This is a genomic window from Rhodococcus wratislaviensis (assembly GCF_900455735.1).
GTDB classification, from domain to species: domain Bacteria; phylum Actinomycetota; class Actinomycetes; order Mycobacteriales; family Mycobacteriaceae; genus Rhodococcus_F; species Rhodococcus_F wratislaviensis.
Window position 1 is genome coordinate 213,825 of sequence record NZ_UAUI01000011.1, and the last position, 17,325, is coordinate 231,149.

14 protein-coding genes are annotated in these 17,325 nt (G+C 65.0%); 12 read left to right on the forward strand and 2 right to left on the reverse strand.

Annotated features, from left to right (window positions below; all coding sequences use genetic code 11):
* Positions 1-8: 8 nt before the first annotated feature.
* A complete protein-coding gene (locus DTA22_RS14770) occupies positions 9-1,091 on the reverse strand; it encodes a M48 family metallopeptidase (RefSeq protein WP_037242753.1) in 1,083 nt (360 codons plus the stop codon).
* 327 nt (positions 1,092-1,418) lie between these two features.
* On the opposite strand from DTA22_RS14770, the gene DTA22_RS14780 reads away from it, so the two are divergent.
* From DTA22_RS14780 to DTA22_RS14820, 9 genes are all read left to right on the forward strand, one after another.
* Positions 1,419-3,758, forward strand: a complete 2,340-nt coding sequence (locus tag DTA22_RS14780; RefSeq protein ID WP_112299899.1) for a transketolase-like TK C-terminal-containing protein — start codon at positions 1,419-1,421, stop codon at positions 3,756-3,758.
* 313 nt (positions 3,759-4,071) lie between these two features.
* On the forward strand, positions 4,072-4,950 hold the full coding sequence (locus DTA22_RS14785; protein WP_112299900.1) for an IclR family transcriptional regulator: 879 nt from the start codon (positions 4,072-4,074) through the stop codon (positions 4,948-4,950).
* Between the two features lie 77 nt (positions 4,951-5,027).
* Positions 5,028-5,828, forward strand: a complete 801-nt coding sequence (locus DTA22_RS14790) for an IclR family transcriptional regulator (RefSeq protein ID WP_112300358.1) — start codon at positions 5,028-5,030, stop codon at positions 5,826-5,828.
* A 456-nt stretch (positions 5,829-6,284) separates the two neighbouring features.
* Positions 6,285-6,809 (forward strand): PPC domain-containing DNA-binding protein, encoded by a 525-nt coding sequence (locus tag DTA22_RS14795; RefSeq protein WP_112299901.1) that lies wholly within the window; start codon positions 6,285-6,287, stop codon positions 6,807-6,809.
* Positions 6,810-6,846: 37 nt separating this feature from the next.
* Positions 6,847-7,626, forward strand: a complete 780-nt coding sequence (locus tag DTA22_RS14800) for an HpcH/HpaI aldolase family protein (protein WP_160118509.1) — start codon at positions 6,847-6,849, stop codon at positions 7,624-7,626.
* Between the two features lie 80 nt (positions 7,627-7,706).
* Entirely contained in the window at positions 7,707-8,543 is an 837-nt protein-coding gene (locus DTA22_RS14805; protein ID WP_160118510.1) for an aldolase/citrate lyase family protein, read from the forward strand.
* Positions 8,544-8,555: 12 nt separating this feature from the next.
* Positions 8,556-9,848 carry an MFS transporter gene (locus DTA22_RS14810; RefSeq protein WP_112299904.1) on the forward strand — a complete coding sequence of 431 codons (1,293 nt, stop codon included), beginning with the start codon at positions 8,556-8,558 and terminating at the stop codon, positions 9,846-9,848.
* The gene (locus DTA22_RS14815) at positions 9,848-10,315 is read left to right on the forward strand and encodes a YbhB/YbcL family Raf kinase inhibitor-like protein (RefSeq protein WP_112299905.1); all 468 of its coding nucleotides are present in this window, start codon (positions 9,848-9,850) and stop codon (positions 10,313-10,315) included. The genes DTA22_RS14810 and DTA22_RS14815 overlap by 1 nt, the downstream gene beginning before the upstream one ends.
* Before the next feature lie 17 nt (positions 10,316-10,332).
* Positions 10,333-11,805, forward strand: a complete 1,473-nt coding sequence (locus DTA22_RS14820) for an FAD-dependent oxidoreductase (protein ID WP_160118511.1) — start codon at positions 10,333-10,335, stop codon at positions 11,803-11,805.
* A 75-nt stretch (positions 11,806-11,880) separates the two neighbouring features.
* Here DTA22_RS14820 and DTA22_RS14825 read toward each other — a convergent pair whose 3' ends face one another.
* A complete protein-coding gene (locus DTA22_RS14825) occupies positions 11,881-12,726 on the reverse strand; it encodes a siderophore-interacting protein (RefSeq protein ID WP_112299907.1) in 846 nt (281 codons plus the stop codon).
* Between the two features lie 478 nt (positions 12,727-13,204).
* On the opposite strand from DTA22_RS14825, the gene DTA22_RS14830 reads away from it, so the two are divergent.
* The 3 genes from DTA22_RS14830 (at position 13,205) to DTA22_RS14840 (ending at position 17,240) form a co-directional block, all read left to right on the forward strand.
* Positions 13,205-14,272 carry a lactonase family protein gene (locus DTA22_RS14830; RefSeq protein ID WP_112299908.1) on the forward strand — a complete coding sequence of 356 codons (1,068 nt, stop codon included), beginning with the start codon at positions 13,205-13,207 and terminating at the stop codon, positions 14,270-14,272.
* Between the two features lie 112 nt (positions 14,273-14,384).
* Positions 14,385-16,037 carry a thiamine pyrophosphate-binding protein gene (locus DTA22_RS14835; RefSeq protein WP_112299909.1) on the forward strand — a complete coding sequence of 551 codons (1,653 nt, stop codon included), beginning with the start codon at positions 14,385-14,387 and terminating at the stop codon, positions 16,035-16,037.
* Between the two features lie 42 nt (positions 16,038-16,079).
* On the forward strand, positions 16,080-17,240 hold the full coding sequence (locus DTA22_RS14840; RefSeq protein ID WP_146777769.1) for an ABC transporter ATP-binding protein: 1,161 nt from the start codon (positions 16,080-16,082) through the stop codon (positions 17,238-17,240).
* Positions 17,241-17,325 lie beyond the last annotated feature (85 nt).

A 17,325-nucleotide genomic window follows, 5' to 3' on the forward strand; every position in this document is an offset into this window, starting at 1 on the left:
ATTCCGGGCTAGCTGTCGTCGTCCGAATCCTTCTTGCCGTCGGAATTCCTGCGCCAGTGCGTGAACCGCTCCTTGATGTCCGCCGCGACGTCGCCGACGCCGTTTCCGACGGCGTCCACGGTCGTGCCCAGTCCGCTGCCGATCTCACGGAGCATGCGGATCAGCGGGTCGTTCGAGGTATCGAAATTCTGTTTGTACGATTTCGCGGCCTTGCGGAATTCTTCGCTGATCTTGGCGTCGTCGTCCTCGCTGCGGCGCGGGTATTCCCCGCGCAGGATCGCTGCGTAGGCGCCGCTGTCCACCCACTTCTTCAGCTCGGCGGCGCGCAGCACCGAGAACGGGTGGGACAGCAGTTCGATGTTGAGGAGCTTGAGGACTCCGTCGCGCAGGTCGCCGCTGGCGTCGTACTCGGCGGCCTGCGCCAGGAAGGCGTCGGTGTCGATCTCGCTGACCCGGGAACCGCCTGCCAGCTTCAGCTGCACACGGAGGGCGGTGTGAACGTCCTGCCCGCACAGCAATCCGGCACGGTCGCCGGACAGTTCCGATTTGCGCTGCCATTCCATGAGCGCGGCGATGATCGCCCGCAGCGCCCACCCGCCGATCGGAATCCAGCCGATGGTCCCGGCCAAGCGCATCAGATGCATGAGGATCGTGCGATACACCGCGTGCCCGGACAGCGCGTGCCCGAGTTCGTGGCCGATGATGAAGCGCTGCTCCTCGTAATTCATCACGTCCAGCAGCCCGGTGGTGACCACGATGAACGGCCGGTCCATGCCGATGGTGAAGGCATTCATGATCGGGGTCTGCAGCACGAACAACTCAGGTGTCTCGTCGGCGCCCAGGATGCGCACGCAGTCGCTGCGGAGGTCGTGGAGATCGCTGAACTGCCGTTCGTCGACGCGCACCGAGGTGGCGAGGTACATCAGCCGGTGCTGGCGCTCCTGCAGCAGACCCGAGATGGTCCGGAAGACGGTGTCGAATCCCTTCAAGGTGCGCAGGGTGACGAGCGCCGCCCGATCCGCCGGGTGCTCCCACGCACGCGAGCTGATCTCCGGAAACGCCGTGCGAACGCGGTCTGGTGTGGTGGTCAAGCTCTCCCCCTGGGTCAGTGTGCGTGGCCTCCAGGTCAGGGTAGCGCCGGAGGGTAACGGCGGCGGTCGTGCTGGGCATTTTGCCAACCGCCGACCACGACGGCTGCTCCGAATATGCGCAGTATGCTCAAACTCGACGCTCGGTATTGCTCAAAGTGCGTTCCGATGTTCGACTGTTGTGAGAGATCTGCACACGAGACCTCGAAGATGCGGTGAGGTCGGTTCCCAACAGGTCCGCCTGCCCGTCACCGCCGATCCGCCTCGCTCACGAACTGGGCCGAGGAGGATCGGATTCGGTGCCAGGAACTCACAGGCAAGGACGAAACGATGAACGACGCCCGCACGATCGACGACCACACGGCGCAGCTCACCCCGCGCGCGGCCACCCCGGAAGCGCTCGTGGAGATCGAGCAGCGTGTGTTGTGGTTGGCGACGTCGATGATCCACCACGCCAACCGGGTTCGCCCGAACCCGTCGGGGTTGAAGGTCGGTGGCCATCAGGCGTCGTGCGCGTCGATGGTGTCGATCATGACGTCGCTGTGGTTCGAGCAACTCCGCCCGGGCGACCGGGTGTCGGTCAAACCGCACGCCTCTCCGGTGCTGCACGGCATCAACTACTTGCTCGGGGAGCTGGACGAGAAGTATCTGACGACGCTGCGGGAGTTCGGTGGCCTGCAGTCGTACCCCAGCAGGTCGAAAGATCCCGATCCGGTGGACTATTCGACCGGGTCGGTGGGGATCGGTGCGACGGCCCCGATCTGGGGTGCCATCGCCCGCCGCTACGTGAACACCCAGATCGGTTCGGCGGGCACGGGTCGGCAGTATTCGCTGGTCGGTGACGCCGAGCTGGACGAGGGTGCGGTGTGGGAGGCGATCCTCGACACCTCCGTCGCCGAACTCGGTGAGATCGTGTGGATCGTGGACCTGAACCGGCAGTCCCTGGACCGGGTGGTGCCGAACATCGCCGCCGGCCGGCTCGAGGCGATGTTCTCGGCCGCCGGCTGGCAGGTGCTCGCCGTGAAGTTCGGGACCCTGCTCGAGTCGCTGTTCACCCGGACCGGTGGGCCGGCGTTGCGGACCCGGATCCTGGATATGCCCAATCCCGAATACCAGCGGCTGCTGCGCTGTGACGCCGCGCAGGTCCGCGACCGGTTGCCCGGGGACGGCCCCGACGCCCCGGGCATCGCATCGCTGATCGCCGAGTTGGACGACGACACCCTCCTCAAAGCGATCCGCAACCTCGGCGGCCACGACCTCGACGCCCTCCGCGCCGCCTACGCGCAGATCGACGACACCCGCCCGACGGTGATCATCGCCTACACCATCAAGGGCCGCGGCCTGCCGACGCAGGGGCATCCGCAGAATCATTCGTCGCTGCTGACGGTGCAGCAGTACGAGCAGCTGGCCGCGGAGTTGGGGATGGACCCGGCGCACCCGTGGGCCCGGTTCGAGGCCGACGGCGCGGCGGGCCGGGTGTGTGCGGCGACCGCGGACAGGTTGCGGCGGGAGAAGGTCGAATTCGGCACCCCGCCCGCGGTGCCGGCCGACATCGGCCGCACCCCGTCGGGGACGTCCACCACCCAGGCCGCCCTGGGCCGGGCACTGCTCGACCTGTCCCGCCAGGCCCCCGAGGCGGCGAAACGCGTCGTCACGGTCAGCCCCGACGTGTCCTCCACTACCAACCTGGCCGGCTGGCTGAACAAGGTCGGGGTGTGGTCGCCGAACGAGCGACGCAACTGGTTCGACGACGACGCCGAAACGATCATGCACTGGCGGGAAAAGCCCACCGGGCAGCACATGGAACTGGGCATCGCCGAAACCAACCTGGTCGGCCTGATGGGTGAACTCGGCGCCACGTGGAGTCGGTGGGGACAACCGCTGTTCCCGATCGGGGTGATGTACGACCCGTTCGTCGAACGCGCCCTCGAGCCCTGGTCGTATGGGATCTATGCGGGTGGGCAGTCGATCCTGGTCGGCACCCCGTCCGGGGTGACCCTGGCCGCGGAGGGTGGGGCGCATCAGTCGATCAAGACCCCGTCGATCGGCGTCGAGCAGCCCGGGTGTGTGAGTTACGAGCCGGCGTTCGCGATCGACGTGGAGTGGACGCTGCTCGACAGCATCTCCCGGTTGGGCCGCCCGGACGGTTCGTCGTCGTATCTGCGGCTGTCGACCCGTCCGGTCGATCAGACCCTCGCCGCGGTCCCCACCGATCCCGCGGCGCGGGAGCGTCGCCGCCGGCAGGTGGTCGCCGGCGCGTACATCCTCCGCCGCACCGACACCCCGGCGGTCACGCTGGTCGGCATGGGCGCGGTGATCACCGAAACCCTCACGGCCGCGGACCGACTGGCCGAACAGGGCATCGCCGCCGACGTGGTGTGCGTGACCAGTCCCGGGTTGCTGTTCGAGGCGGTGCAGGCCCGCCGCGGCCTCGCCGACGGCCCGTCCTGGATCCTCGACCAGGTGTTCCCCGCCGACCGGGCGGCACCGATGGTGACCGTCCTGGACGGGCACCCGCACACCCTCGCGTTCCTGACCGGGATCAACCACGTTCCCGGGGCCGCGCTCGGTGTCAGCCGGTTCGGGCAGGTCGGTTCCCTCGACGACGTCTACCGCTATCACGGCATCGACACCGACAGCATCGTCCGCGCCGCCCTCGACCTCTCCTGAACGAACGGGACGCTCGTTGCGTTAGATCGAACGAGCGTCCCGTTCGGTTCGGGCCAGGCGTCAGGAGTTCACGTCCTATCGCCATCCGTATCGGTCATCGATACAAATCTGAGAAAACGCACCCAGAATGTGGCGCCGCTTACATCTGCTGGGGTATCGTCGCTGTAGTTACAACGCGATGTATCGCTGATCGATACAACCTGGCGGAGGAGAGTGACCGGTGCCCGACCATGAACCCGACAACGAGCAGCCGTCACTTGGAACCCGGGTACCTCCGGCGAGTGGGGTTCCGCTCGAGAATCAGCCCCCACCCATGCTTCTCTCGCTCCTGATCCTGGAGAAGGTGCTCGATCGGCAGGGTCCCTGGGGGGTGACCGCGCTGGCCGACGCCCTCGGACTGCCGAAGGCGCGGATTCACCGGCACCTGGGCAGCCTGAAGAACAGTGGCTTCCTCTCGCAGGACGCGGTGTCCCGCTCTTACGAGCCTGGGTGGCGCCTCCTGCTGCTGGGCCAGCGTATCGAGTCCCGGACCGGCGTGGTCGCGCTTGCACGTCCTGTCATGGCCCGACTGCGCGACGAGGTCGGACAGTCCGTCGTTCTTTCCCAGCTCACCGAACAGGGCGTCACCGTCACCGAGGTTCTTCCGGGAGGTTCGCCCATCGACGTCGTCCTGAGTGCCGGAACTCAACTCGGCTACAACAGTTCGGCGCAGGGCAAGGTGGCGTTGGCGTTCGGCATCGAAGAGCAGGTTCGGGCGTGGTCGGCACTTCCCCCCGAGCAGCGGACCGCACACACGATCACCGACCCGCAACGGCTTCACGCCGAACTCGACAAGGTGCACGACCAAGGATGGGCATCGGGTCCGCAGGAAACTTTCCTCGGAGTGAACACCCTTGCAGCGCCGGTATTCTCACATGGTGGTGCGCTCGCGTGCACGCTGGGTGTCGTTGCGTCGATCCACTATCTGCCCGACCCGCCCGACCCGGCGCTGGTGTCGACGCTCACGACCGCCGCAGCATCGCTGTCCTGGGAACTCGGCTACCGCACCGACTACGCCGAGAACAAACCTGCCGGCGTCCGAACGTCGCGCTCCGACGCCGGTATGCCTTCCAGGTTGGAAACGTTTCCTCCTCAGAGGGATTCGCGGGATTCGTCGCTGACCGACCGGACCGGGCCGGCCACCGTCACGTAGTGCGGGTGCTCCCCCCCGGAGAGGGTCCCGTCGCTCAGTGCATTCCCATCCACCCCATGACCGAACGGGGAGATTTCATGAAACAAGACTTCCCCTCCCAACTCCTCCAGCGGACACTTGCCATCCTCTCGGCGTTTCGCCACGGTGATCGGGAACTCACCGTTGCCGAGATCAGCGAGCGCGCCGGCGTCCCGAAGTCCACTACCTACCGGTTGATCTCGGAACTAGTCGAGCTGGGGCTTCTCGAACGCACCGAACGCGCGGTGTCGCTGGGTGTGAGCCTGTTCGAACTAGGGCAACTCGCCGCTTCGCACCGACGCAGTATTCGCGAGATCGCGCTTCCGCACCTTGCAGACCTCAGAGAAGCGACGCATCAGACGATCCATCTCGCCGTCCTCCGGGAAAATGAGGTCGTCTACGTGGAGATCCTGCCTGCTCGCAACAGTCCTCCCCTGCCGAGCAGGGTCGGCGGGAGGCTTCCTGCGCACGCGACCGCTTTGGGTAAGGCGCTTCTGGCGCATGCGCCTGTGGAGACCATCGAACACGTTCTCGCCGAAGGACTTACACCGTTCGGCCCCAACACGGTGTGTGACGAAATCGACCTGCGCCGACAGCTCGCGAGAATTCGATCGACGAATGTGTCCTACGACGATCAGGAGTCGTACTCCGGAATCGTCTGCGTCGCCAGTGCCATCGCCGTCGCATCCGATGCTCCTGTCGCGGCCGTGTCCGTTTCCGGGTGGTACAACCGGGTGGATCCGCAACGACTCGGGCCACTCGTCCGGGCCACGGCTATCGCGATCACTCGTAGTGCACGGCAGGGATGCGTCCGTTCGTCGGACTCGCGGCACCCAAACTCAGTGCTTCAGAAAATCTGAGAAGACATTCGCGAGCCGAGATATTCGGAGAATGCCAACGCCCGGCCGCGGACAGTTGGGCCTGGGAGTGCCCCGGCCGGCAAGGGGGGCACTCCTCCGGTCGCATGAATGTGTCGCGCCTCGGTCGTGAGGTAGCGGCACATTTCCTTGTGCGCGAGACGCTTCCCTCATGACGTCGGCCAATGCGGCCGCCGAGACCGTTTATCGTATCGTGAGAATTTGTTTGCGCTGGTCGGAAGTGCTTGCCTACCATGTGATCACGCCGCAAGAGCACAGATCGAGGTGCGGTGGCGGTTCGATACCACGCATGGTCTGGTGTGAGGGAAACGTGCGCCGAGGGCTCGAAACCCGCTCGAGGCAAAAATAAGTCGGGACCCTGCCTCGAAAGTGTTACACCAGGCCGTTCACCACGGATGCTGCGGAGTCGGCATCCGTCTTCGAGGGAAGGATCAGCACATGGAGATCGAGGGCAAGCTCGGTTCGGTGATTCTGGCTCGTCTTGAGCCGCACGCCGATCTGCTGGAGTCGATTCTGGAGATCGCGAAGCGCCACAAGATGAAGGCAGGAGTCATCCTGTCGATCACCGGTTCGCTCGACCGAGCGGTGTTCCAGCGCTTCCAGCCCGGTCGTGACTCCACCCAGGTGATCGGTGTCGAGGAGATGGTAGGCCCGATCGAGTCGAGTGGTCACGGCATTATCGGCATCGTGGATGCACCCGATCGGGGCGATGTGCCGTTCGGCGTCGGCAAGTACACGCACGGTGATTCGTACGCCCATGTCCATCTCACGGTGACGAACGCGACCGAGACCGTGTGCGGGCACGTGATGCCCGGCTGCATCGTCCGTTCCAACCACGCCGTATCCCACTTCACGATCATGATTGCGCCGATCGAGGAGGCAGCGTTGAAGCTGCGGATCGACGGGACACCCGATGCCGGCTCGCGTGGTGTGTACCACCTCCTGGAGACCATCTCCGCATGACCGGCATCCACACTTCCTCTACCCACTAGGATTTACCATGACGAAACCGTCCCTGAAAGAACGCCTTCACACCCAGCCCCTGTCCCTCGGAATGCAGTCTTTCTCGGCGAACCCGGGGATCGTCGAGATCCTCGGTCTGACCGGCTTCGACTGGGTGTCGCTGGACATGGAACACTCACCCACCAGCTTCGAGACCGTGGAACACCTTGCGCGGGCCGCGAAAGCGGCGGGAACGTCCGCACTCGTAAGGGTGGCCGAGAACGATCCCATTCAGATCATGAAGGCACTCGACCGCGGCGTCGACGGGGTCATCGTTCCGCACATCAAGTCGGCGGCAGATCTCGAGGCTGCGGTGGCGGCCACGCGGTACAGCCCGGACGGCATCCGGGGAGCGTGCACGAGTGTCCGTTCCAGCGGTTATGGAACCGAGCCGTGGGACTCCTATCTCGAGCGGGTCGCGAGCGAGACCGTCGTGGTTGCGTTGGTCGAGGACGAGGAAGCGATCACTTCTTTCGACGAGCTGCTGAAGGTTGACGGGGTGGATGCATTCTGGCTCGGCACCCGAGATCTCGCTCAGGCGATGGGAATTCCGGGCAGTGACCTGCACAACCCGCTCTTCACGAAGATGGCGAAGGACCTCTGCGCACGCGCGAAGGATCAGGGGAAGCTGATGATGGCGACGGTGGGACCGCTGCTCACCATCGAGTACGCCCAGTTCATCCACAGCCTCGGCTTCACTTGCATCAGCTACGGAACCGACCTGAAGAACTTCGGCAGGTTTGCGCAGTCGGTGGTCACGGGCCTGCGTGGCGAATGACTCACACCGCCAACATATTCAACCCACGCGAAAGGTCAGTGATTGCGTTGACGACACCCCGGCGGAACAGACTGGTCGAGTTGGCATCCCAGCAGAAGCCTGCATTCGGAGGTTCGCTGCACAGCGGTGACATCAGCCGGGCGCGCGCGCTCGCAGACTCCACCTTCGATTTCGTGATGGTCGACCTCGAACACGAGGGTTTCGACCTGCCGCGGCTGGGTGACACGCTGCAGTGGCTCATCAGTCGCCGGCAGATGGCCAAGACGGGGTCGCTGTTCCCGTCGCCGACCCCGATCGTGCGTCTGCCACACACGCTCGGCGAGCGCACGATGTGGATCGCCAGTCAGGCGCTCGACTACGGTGCTCTCGGCCTCATCCTGCCCTACACCGAGCATGCCGAGGATGTCGAGATGATGGTTCGCGCGCTGCGGTACCCGCGGCGTGAAGCCAACGGTGGCGTCGTCGGAGAGCGCAGGGTCTGGCCGAAGCTGGCGTCGCGGTACTGGGGTTGCGCCGACTACGACGAGTACTTCGACATGGCCGACTTCTGGCCGTTGTCGGAACAGGGCGAGATAGTCCTGATCGCCATGGTTGCGACGCCGACGGCGCTGGAGAACATCGAGGAGATCGCGTCGGTACCCGGTCTGAGCGGCATCCTGTTCGGGGCGAAGCACGCGTGGTCTGCGCTCGGCCGCCGCGGAAAGACCGACCTCGACGATCCGGACCTGGTGCACTTCCGGTCGAGCGTCCTCGCCGCATGCCAGAAGAACGACATCGTGGCGGGCACCTCGCTCAGCGGTTCGGCACCCGTACTCGGGGGCGGAACGGTGAACGTGCCGTATCTGGAACGCCGTATCGACGAGGGATTCGGTTTCTTCCTCACGCAGGGGAACGGGCGGCCCGAACTGACACGGTGAGGTGCGGTGAACATGGGAGTACGAGAAGCCACTCGCGTCGGCACGACGTTCGTGTCGATGCGAAACCGCAACTACCGCTTGTATTTCGTCGGACAACTCGCTTCGCAGGCGGGCAACTGGATGCAGACCGTGGCACAGTCCTTCCTCGTTCTGGAACTCACCGACTCCAGTACTCAGTTGGGATTGACGGTCGCGGCCCGCTACCTCCCGATCTTCCTGATCGGTCCCTGGGGTGGGCTGGCGGCTGACCGCTTCGACAAGCGGGTTATCCTCGCCGCCACCCAATCTGCTGCGTCGGTACTCGCGCTGATCTTCGCTCTCCTGGTCATCACTCACAGCACCCCGCTCTGGGCGATCTACGTGCTGGCGACGGCGCTCGGTCTGGTCAACGTCATCGACGTCCCGGCACGCCAATCGTTCATCTCGGAACTGGTCCGTCCGGACGAGCTCGGCAACGCGGTCACGCTCAACTCGATCACGATCAACGCCGCCCGGCTGTTCGGTGCCGCGCTGGGCGGCCTCGTCGCCTCGGTACTGGGGCTGGCGGTCTGTTTCTGCCTCAACTCGGTGTCGTACCTGGTGGTGCTGGTGACGCTGTTCTGGATGGACAGGTCGCAGATCACGGCGTCGCGGCGAGCTCCACGCGAACGCGGCCAGATCAGATCAGGATTCCGCTACGTGCGAGAGACGCGGGAATTGCTCGTTCCGCTGATCATGGTGGCTGCCGTCGGCGCGCTGGCTTGGGAGTTCCAGGTGACCCTTCCCCTTGTTGCCAAGGAAACGTTCGGCGGCGGTGCGGGGCTCTATGGAACGATGATGGCGGTGATGAGCGCCGGAGCCGTCGTGGGCGGTCTGGTCACGGCCTCCCGGCCCACCGACCGTGCCCGGTCGTTGGCCGTTGCAGCGGCGGGCTGGGGCGTCGCACTCACGGCGGCGGCCCTGGCTCCGAACCTGGCCGTCGAGTTCGCCGCCCTGCTGTTCGTCGGGTACGGCAGTATCACCTTCAACGCCCTCGGCCGAACCGCGCTCCAGCTGGGCGCGCGTGCGGACATGCGTGGTCGGGTGATGGCGCTGTGGATGACGGCGTGGGCAGGCACGACTCCGATCGGTGGGCCTGTCGTCGGGTGGATCGGTGAGGCGGCCGGCGCACGATTCAGTCTTCTCGCAGGCGGCGTCCCGACGATCGCCGTGGGTCTACTTTGCTATCCCGCACTGGCGCGGATCGATGCCCGACGTAGCGGATCGATCGACTCCGATCGACATCCGCGCTTGAATTTGTCACTACGGCGACGAAGTGAGGAATAATGAAAATCAACAAAGGCACATTGTCGATTTCCAGTCCGGCGTTCGGACACGGCGCGCGGATGCCCGACGCGTATTCCAAGAACGGCCGGGGCGTCTCGCCACCCTTGTCGTGGACGGGCGTTCCCAAGGGGACGAAGTCGTTCGCCCTCGTCGCCCACGATGCGGACGCGCCCTTGATCGAAGGCTTCACCCACTGGGTGCTGTACGGCATTCCGGCGCAGGTTGATTCGGTTCCGGAAGGCGGCGGAGCCGGCTATGTCCAGGGGCTCAACAGTACGGGCGCGCCGGGCTGGACGCCGGCTGCCCCGCCTGCCGGGCACGGCACACACTTCTACTATTTCCACCTCTACGCCCTCGATGCCGAAATCGACCTCCCGCCGGGACTGTCGATGGACGAACTGCTCCGCGAGATCGACCCGCACGTGATCAACCAGGCGCGCGTGGTCGGTACTTACTCCAACGAATGACGAGAAAGGTCACCAGTATGAGCCTGCAGACCAACGACTACGACGTCGTGGTGATCGGATATGGCGGCGCGGGGGCCTCGGCGGCGATCGAGGCGCACGAGGCGGGGGCACGGGTGCTCGTGCTCGAGAAGGCCGCCGAAGGCGGCGGAACAACGGCCATGGCTGGTGGCAACATCAGAACTGTTCGCGACGCCGACAAGATGATCAAGCACTTCCACACGCTCTGCGAGGGAACGACCGACCTGGCGTCCGTCGAGGCTCACGTGCGCGGTCTGATCGACCTGCCTGCATGGATCGAGAAGTGCGGCGGGGTCATCGCCCCAGACAAGAAGAAGGTCTCCGGTCCGCCCGTCGTCGGCCCGCCGTATCCACGGGAGACACCGGGAACCCTGTTTCCCCGGGTCGAGGGTGCGGACGGCGTGGGTGTCCGCTACCGCTGGCCACAACAGAACGGGCACGATCGCGGTGCGGCGGGTTACGCGATGTTGGCCCGGAACGTCGCGCAGCGTGGCATCGACGTGGTCACCGGAGCGAGGGTCACCTCGCTCGTTCGCGACGGGGTCACGGGGCGAGTGTCCCGGGTGCACGCCGAGCACGACGGCGAGAAGATCCAGATCGATGCGAGGGGTGGAGTGGTGCTCGCCAGTGGTGGCTACTCCTGGGACGCAGAGCTGTTGCGCGACACGATAGGTGCCGTCCTTCCGTCCGCGTCGCCACCGCATCGGAATACCGGTGACGGGGTGCGCATCGCGCAAGCGGTAGGAGCCGGACTGTGGCACATGGGAGCCGCTGTGTTGCAGTTGGGTGTCGTGGTGCCCGACTACGAGGCGTCATTCGGGTTGAAGGTCCGCGAACGCGGATTCGTCCTGGTCGATCGCCTCGGGCAGCGGTTCTGCGACGAGACCAACCTTGCCGGACACGACGGTGGGGTACTGCTGGACGACCGTGACCTGCGGGGCGCAGTGCGCAAGCGCCTGCCCAGCTATCTCGTGTTCGACGAGGCGACCCGGCTTGCCGGCCCGGTTGTCACTCCTGATCGCGGTTTCAATCGCGACAGCGGGTGGTCCGACGACAACTCCGTGCCGGTGGAACGAGGTTGGATCGCGTCCGCCCCCACCGTTCGGGGGCTGGCAGGCAAACTCGGACTGGATTCAGACGAACTGACACGCACGATCGACACCTACAACCGGGGCGCCGCGGCAGGCCACGACGCCTACGGTCGCGCGGCGGCGGAGTGCACGCCCCTCGAGGACGGGCCGTTCTACGGGATTGCCGTCTGGCCATGCATTCTCAACACCCAAGGCGGGCCGCGCCGCTCTCCGGCCGGTCACATCCTGGATCCGTGGGGAACGCCGATCCCCGGTCTATTCGGTGCCGGCGAACTGGGCTCCATCTGGAACACGCTGTACCCCGGTGGCGTCAACTACGGCGAGGCGCTGATCTCGGGACGAGTCGCCGGTGCGTCTGCTGTCGGAGTGGTACCTTCCTGAGGATTGCCGATCACCTTCTCGACACGGCAAAGGGGTTGGGCGAAAAGTGGTTTCGTCCAACCCCTTTGTGTTTTCTCAACGAGCGGCGGCGTCGATTTCACCCTTCCGCTGGGAGGCCTTCCACTGCCGGAACTGTTCCTCGGAGCGTCCGCGCCGCCAATAGCCGGAGATGGAGGTGTGGGCGCCACTCACCGAACGTTCCTGCAAAACGTAGCGACGGAGGTTTTGCATCACGGCGGCAGCCTCACCGTGGATGAAGACGTGTGGTTCGCCATCGAGCCACTCGGCGCCACGGACGGCCGCAACCAGGGGTGAATTGTCCCCGGCACGGTCGTCATCGACCTCGTGGGAACTCGCGCCGCGGTGTATCCAGGTGATGCATGTGTCGGCGGGCGCCTGCAACTCGATCTCGTCGTCCGGCCCTGTGACCTCTATGTATGCCCGGACTGTTGCAGTTGCCGGCATCGCTTCGAGCGCGGCGGCGAGCGCCGGGAGACCGCTCTCGTCGGCTGCGAGGAGGTGCCAGGGCGCCGCGGCGTCGGGACGGTAGCCCCCGCCGGGGCCGAGGAATCGAACTATGTCTCCAGGGGTGGTCCGGGCTGCCCAGGGAGCGGCGACGCCGGATTCACCGTGCACGACGAAGTCGATGGCGATCTGGCGGAGTACCGCGTCCACACGGCGCACGGTGTACGTGCGCACGACGGGATGCGACTCCTTCGGCATCTCTCGTCGGATTCGTTCCAGGTCAAACGGTTCCGAATATTCGACACCAGGTATCGGCAAGACCATCTTGACGTAACTGTCGGTTTCGTTCCTGCTTCGATAGTCGGCGAAACCCGGCCCGCCCAGATACACCCTGACCATATGCGGGGTCAGCCATTCCGTGCGTTCCACGACCATCGTGTTCATTCGTTTGGCCATCTCGGCTCCTGCGTTTCGTGGGGGATCGGCGGCATTTCGTTGCCGCTCGCTCAGGACATTCACCGGCACTTCGGAGGATCCATGGAGGCATCTCTCAGGGCCTCGATGATGCGGCGCAGGCAAATCGGACGCAGCAGGGGTGCTTCGGAGAAGGCATTTATCGTATCGTGAGAATCTGTTTGCGCTGGTCGGAAGAGCCTGCCTAGCATGTGTATCACGTCACCAACTCGTCCGAAAGAGCCCCGCATCACACCGCTACAGACTCGGTCGAGTTTCGATTCCCCTTCGTTCCCTTGGAGGATCCAATGCGTTCGCAACGCCCCCAGGGCCGTGAGACCGGGACGGCGACCTGGGTGCCGGATCTTTACGGGAGGCAAAACTTTTCAGGCAGGAGCGCCGAATTGTCCGTATAGCGAACAGCGGAATCGAATCCCGGTTCTCGACGCCCCTCACGACTCGCGCAGCACAAGGAGAAGAAATGTCAGAAGGTAGCTTCCGCGCTTACCTCGCGCACGGATCGAGGAAGATCTCGGTCCTGTCCTTCTCGCCCACGTCGGGCAAGATGGTTCAACTTCAAGACGTCGTCGTGAACGGCGACGACGTTCCCGAGGACGTGCGGGCGGGTCGGTTCATGGCGTTGGCGGTGAGCCCGGACCGCCGCTTCCTGTATGCAACCAATCGGACGGCTCCGTATTCGTTCCGGAGCTTCGCGATCGACGGCACGGACGGCACGCTGACGTACCTCGGCGACGCGCCGGCGGTCGAGAGTTCCCCGTACATCACCACCGACCGGACGGGACGTTTTCTCCTCGCTGCCTACAATCCGCCCGATCGCCGGCGTCGCACCGGCTTCGTCAGCGTCAGCGCGATCAACAACGGCTTCATCCAGCCGCCGCACCAAGTGATCCACACTCCCCCGAAGACGCACGGGATCCTCCCGGACGCATCGAACCGGTTCGTGCTGGCTCCCGCATGCGACGGTGATGTTCTGGTGCGGTTCACCTTCGACGAAGCAACGGGACTGCTGAACCCCAACGAGCTCGCGCCGATCGTGGTTCGCCCGGAGTCCGGGCCGCGGCACTTCGTGTTCCATGCGAGCAATCGCTACCTCTACATGCTCAACGAGTACGACGGCTCGGTCTACGCATACAGTTTCGATCCCCGAGACGGTGCGATGTCGGAGATTCAGATCGCAAGCGTGCGGCCCGCCGAAGTGGACAAGGACGTGAACCCACGCGCGGGAGACCTCCGCATCACCCCGGATGGCAAGTGGCTGTATGCGGCAGTACGGGTAAATTGCACCATCGCCGCCTTCGCAGTCGACCAGATCACGGGCCGGCTGACCCCGGCAGGACACTTCCCCGTCGACAAGGAACCCCGCGGTTTCAACATCGATCCGTTCGGTCGCTATCTGATCGCGAACGGGTTGATGACGAACACGGCGGTCACCTACGAGATCGACCAGAACACAGGTGCTCTCACGCGGGTCGCGGAGACCCCGACGATGGAAGACCCGAACTGGATCGAATTCGTGCGGTTGCCGTGACGAGAAGACACGACAACATCGCGTTGTCGACTGACCCGGAACTTGCGGAAATGCGTCGTCGTCTGCCCTCGGCACACGAATCCGGCGCGGGGATGTGGGAAGGACTTATCGAATGAAGGTTTACGAAGCGCTGGCACGGGCGTTCCAGGCAGAAGGTGTGACCGATGTTTTCGGCCTGATGGGCAATGCCAACATGTACTGGTGGTATGCCATGGACCAGGCGGGTGTCAACGTGCACCCGACCCGGCACGAAGGCACCGCGCTGTCGATGGCCGAGGGCTGGGCGCGGGCGACCGGACAAGTCGGCTGCTGCACGGTCACCCAGGGGCCCGGCGTCACCCAACTCGGCAGCGCGTTGACGGTCGCGAGCCGGGCGCGGATCCCGCTCGTGGTGTACGGCGGCGACAGCGTGATGGGTGCCCTGAACGGATTGCAGTACATCGACCAGCGGCGGTTCGTGGAAGCGACCGAGACCGCCTTCGTGCCGCTGTTCAAGGCCGAGCAGGTCAATGAGGTTGTGCGCGAAGCGTTCTTCATTGCCCGGTCGCAGTCGCGTCCCGTGTTCCTGAACGTCCCCAGGGATCTGCAGGAAGCGGATTACGATGAGTCTCTGCCCGAGTACGAGCCGTCGATCGCCATGCATCCCGAGCCGCAGAAGACGCTCCCGAACCCGGATCGGCTGCGCGACGCGGCCAGGCTCCTGGCAGGCAGCAAGAAACCGGTGGTCGTCGTCGGCCGGGGCGTCGACGCCGACGCAGAGGGAGGGGTCAAGAGCCTGGCGGAACGCGTGGGGGCGCTGATCGCGACCACGCTGCCCATGAAGGGCTGGGGCAACGACTCACCGTACTACGTCGGCGTCGCCGGCGGATTCTCGAACCGGACGGCGGTCGACCTGTTTGCCGAGGCCGACTGCGTCCTGGGTGTCGGGGCCAGCCTGAACCGCCACACACTGCAGGACGGCAATCTCTTCGAGCATGCCCGGTATGTCCAGATCGACTTACGTCCCACCCTGATCATGGGCAACCACCGCGCCGCCGACGTCTACCTGCAGGGCGACTCGCTTCTGACGGTCGATGCACTGAACGAGCTGCTCGAAGCCGAAGGTGTCGCGTCACGGACAGGCTTCCGCACACCCGAGGTCAAAGCCCTTCTGAAGGAATCCGATCCGGACCCCCGCGAGTTCGAGCTCGAACCGGACACCGTGGACCCACGCCTGGCGGCCGCACTGGTCGACAAGGCGCTCCCCGCCGAAGTCGGGACCGTCCTGGGTAACGGCCACACGTCCGGAATCGCCACGATCAACATGACCAAGCGTCGTGACCTGCAGTGGTACATCTCGGCGTTCGGATGCATCGGTCAGAGCCTGCCGACCGCGATCGGCGGCGCTGCCGCGTCCCCTCATCCTGTGGCCGTGATCGACGGCGACGCCAGTGTGCTCATGCACATCAACGAGCTCGAGACCGCCGCCCGGATGGGACTGAAGTTGCTCGTCGTAACCCTCAACGATCAGGCGTGGGGAGCCGAGTACCAGAAATTCTCACCCAAGAACATGGATACGCGGACGGCGGTCATCCCGACACCCGACCTCGGTGCAGTAGCCCGTGCCTTCGGCTGCCGGGGCGCGCTGATCACCGAGTTGGAGCAGATCGAGCCGGCCGTGGACGAGTTCCTGCGCGGAGACGGGCCGATGTTGCTGGATATTCGAGTGTCGAAGACGGTCGCGAGCGTGCCGTATCGACGTGTTCGCTTCGGCGAGCACATCTGACCGAGTTGTTGTAGCAGGGAACCCACGACAGGGAAGTGCACTGTGAGTACTCAATTGCCCGATCTGTACGAGTCCGCGACCACCGCGAGTCCGGCGCCCGCGGACGTTGCGCCGCGCATCAGCGTCCGTAATCTGTGCAAGACCTACAACACGCGTCGCGGCCCCGTCGCGGCACTCCGGAACGTCTCGATGGACGTGGCCCCGGGCGAGGTCATGGTGCTGCTCGGCCCCAGCGGCTGCGGCAAGACCACCCTCCTCCGGTGCGTGGCCGGACTCGAATACCCGGACTCGGGCGAGATCACCGTGCAGGGGAAGACGGTGTTCTCTTCGTCGCGAAACATCGTCGTGGCTCCCGAGAACCGCAATCTGAGTATGGTTTTCCAGTCGTACGCGCTGTGGCCGCACATGACCGTGTTCGCCAACGTAGCCTTTCCATTGACGACGGCCAAGGTGAAGAAGGCTGACGTTCGGGAACGCGTGCACGCGGTGCTGCAGATGGTGGGCTTGGACCACCTGGCGCGCAGCCACCCCGGCCAGCTCAGTGGTGGTCAGCAGCAGCGCGTGTCATTGGCCCGCGCCCTCGTCGCGGATCCCGGAGTGATCCTGTTCGACGAGCCGTTGTCGAACCTGGACGCGAAAGTTCGCGAACGACTGCGTGATCAGCTGCTCTCCCTGCAGGACAGCATCGGGTTCACGGCGCTGTACGTGACACACGACCAGACCGAGGCCACCGGGCTGGGCGACAGCATCGCCGTCATGGAAGTGGGTTCCGTTGCACAACTCGGGACTCCGACCGATATCTACTACCGGCCGAGTTCGCGGTACGTCGCCGACTTCGTCGGCAGCGCCAACGAACTGAAGGGCACCGTGGTCGGGTTTGCCGGCGAGTACGCCCGGGTGGATACTCCGATCGGTTCGCTCCTCGGATCCGCTGGTTCGGAACGGGTGGTCCAGGGGCAGTCCGTGAGCATGATGTTCCGGCCCGAGCACTGCCACATCACGGACGGGGGCGCCGGCCGCGAAAACCATATCCAGTGTGTCGTAGACCGATCCATGTTCCTCGGCTCGCACGTGGAGTACGTCGTCGATGCAGGAGGCCAGCGACTGGCTCTCAAGACGATGGAGGGGGAACTGCGGAAGGCCGGCGCGACTATCACCGTGCGGCTGGATCCGACCATGGTCCGGGTGTTTCCGGCGGAGTGATCGGGCCGGCTGGAACCAGAAGTGTTGTACCCCATCGCAAATTACCGAAAAGGTCTCCACGCGAAACGCGTCGGGGCATGTCCGG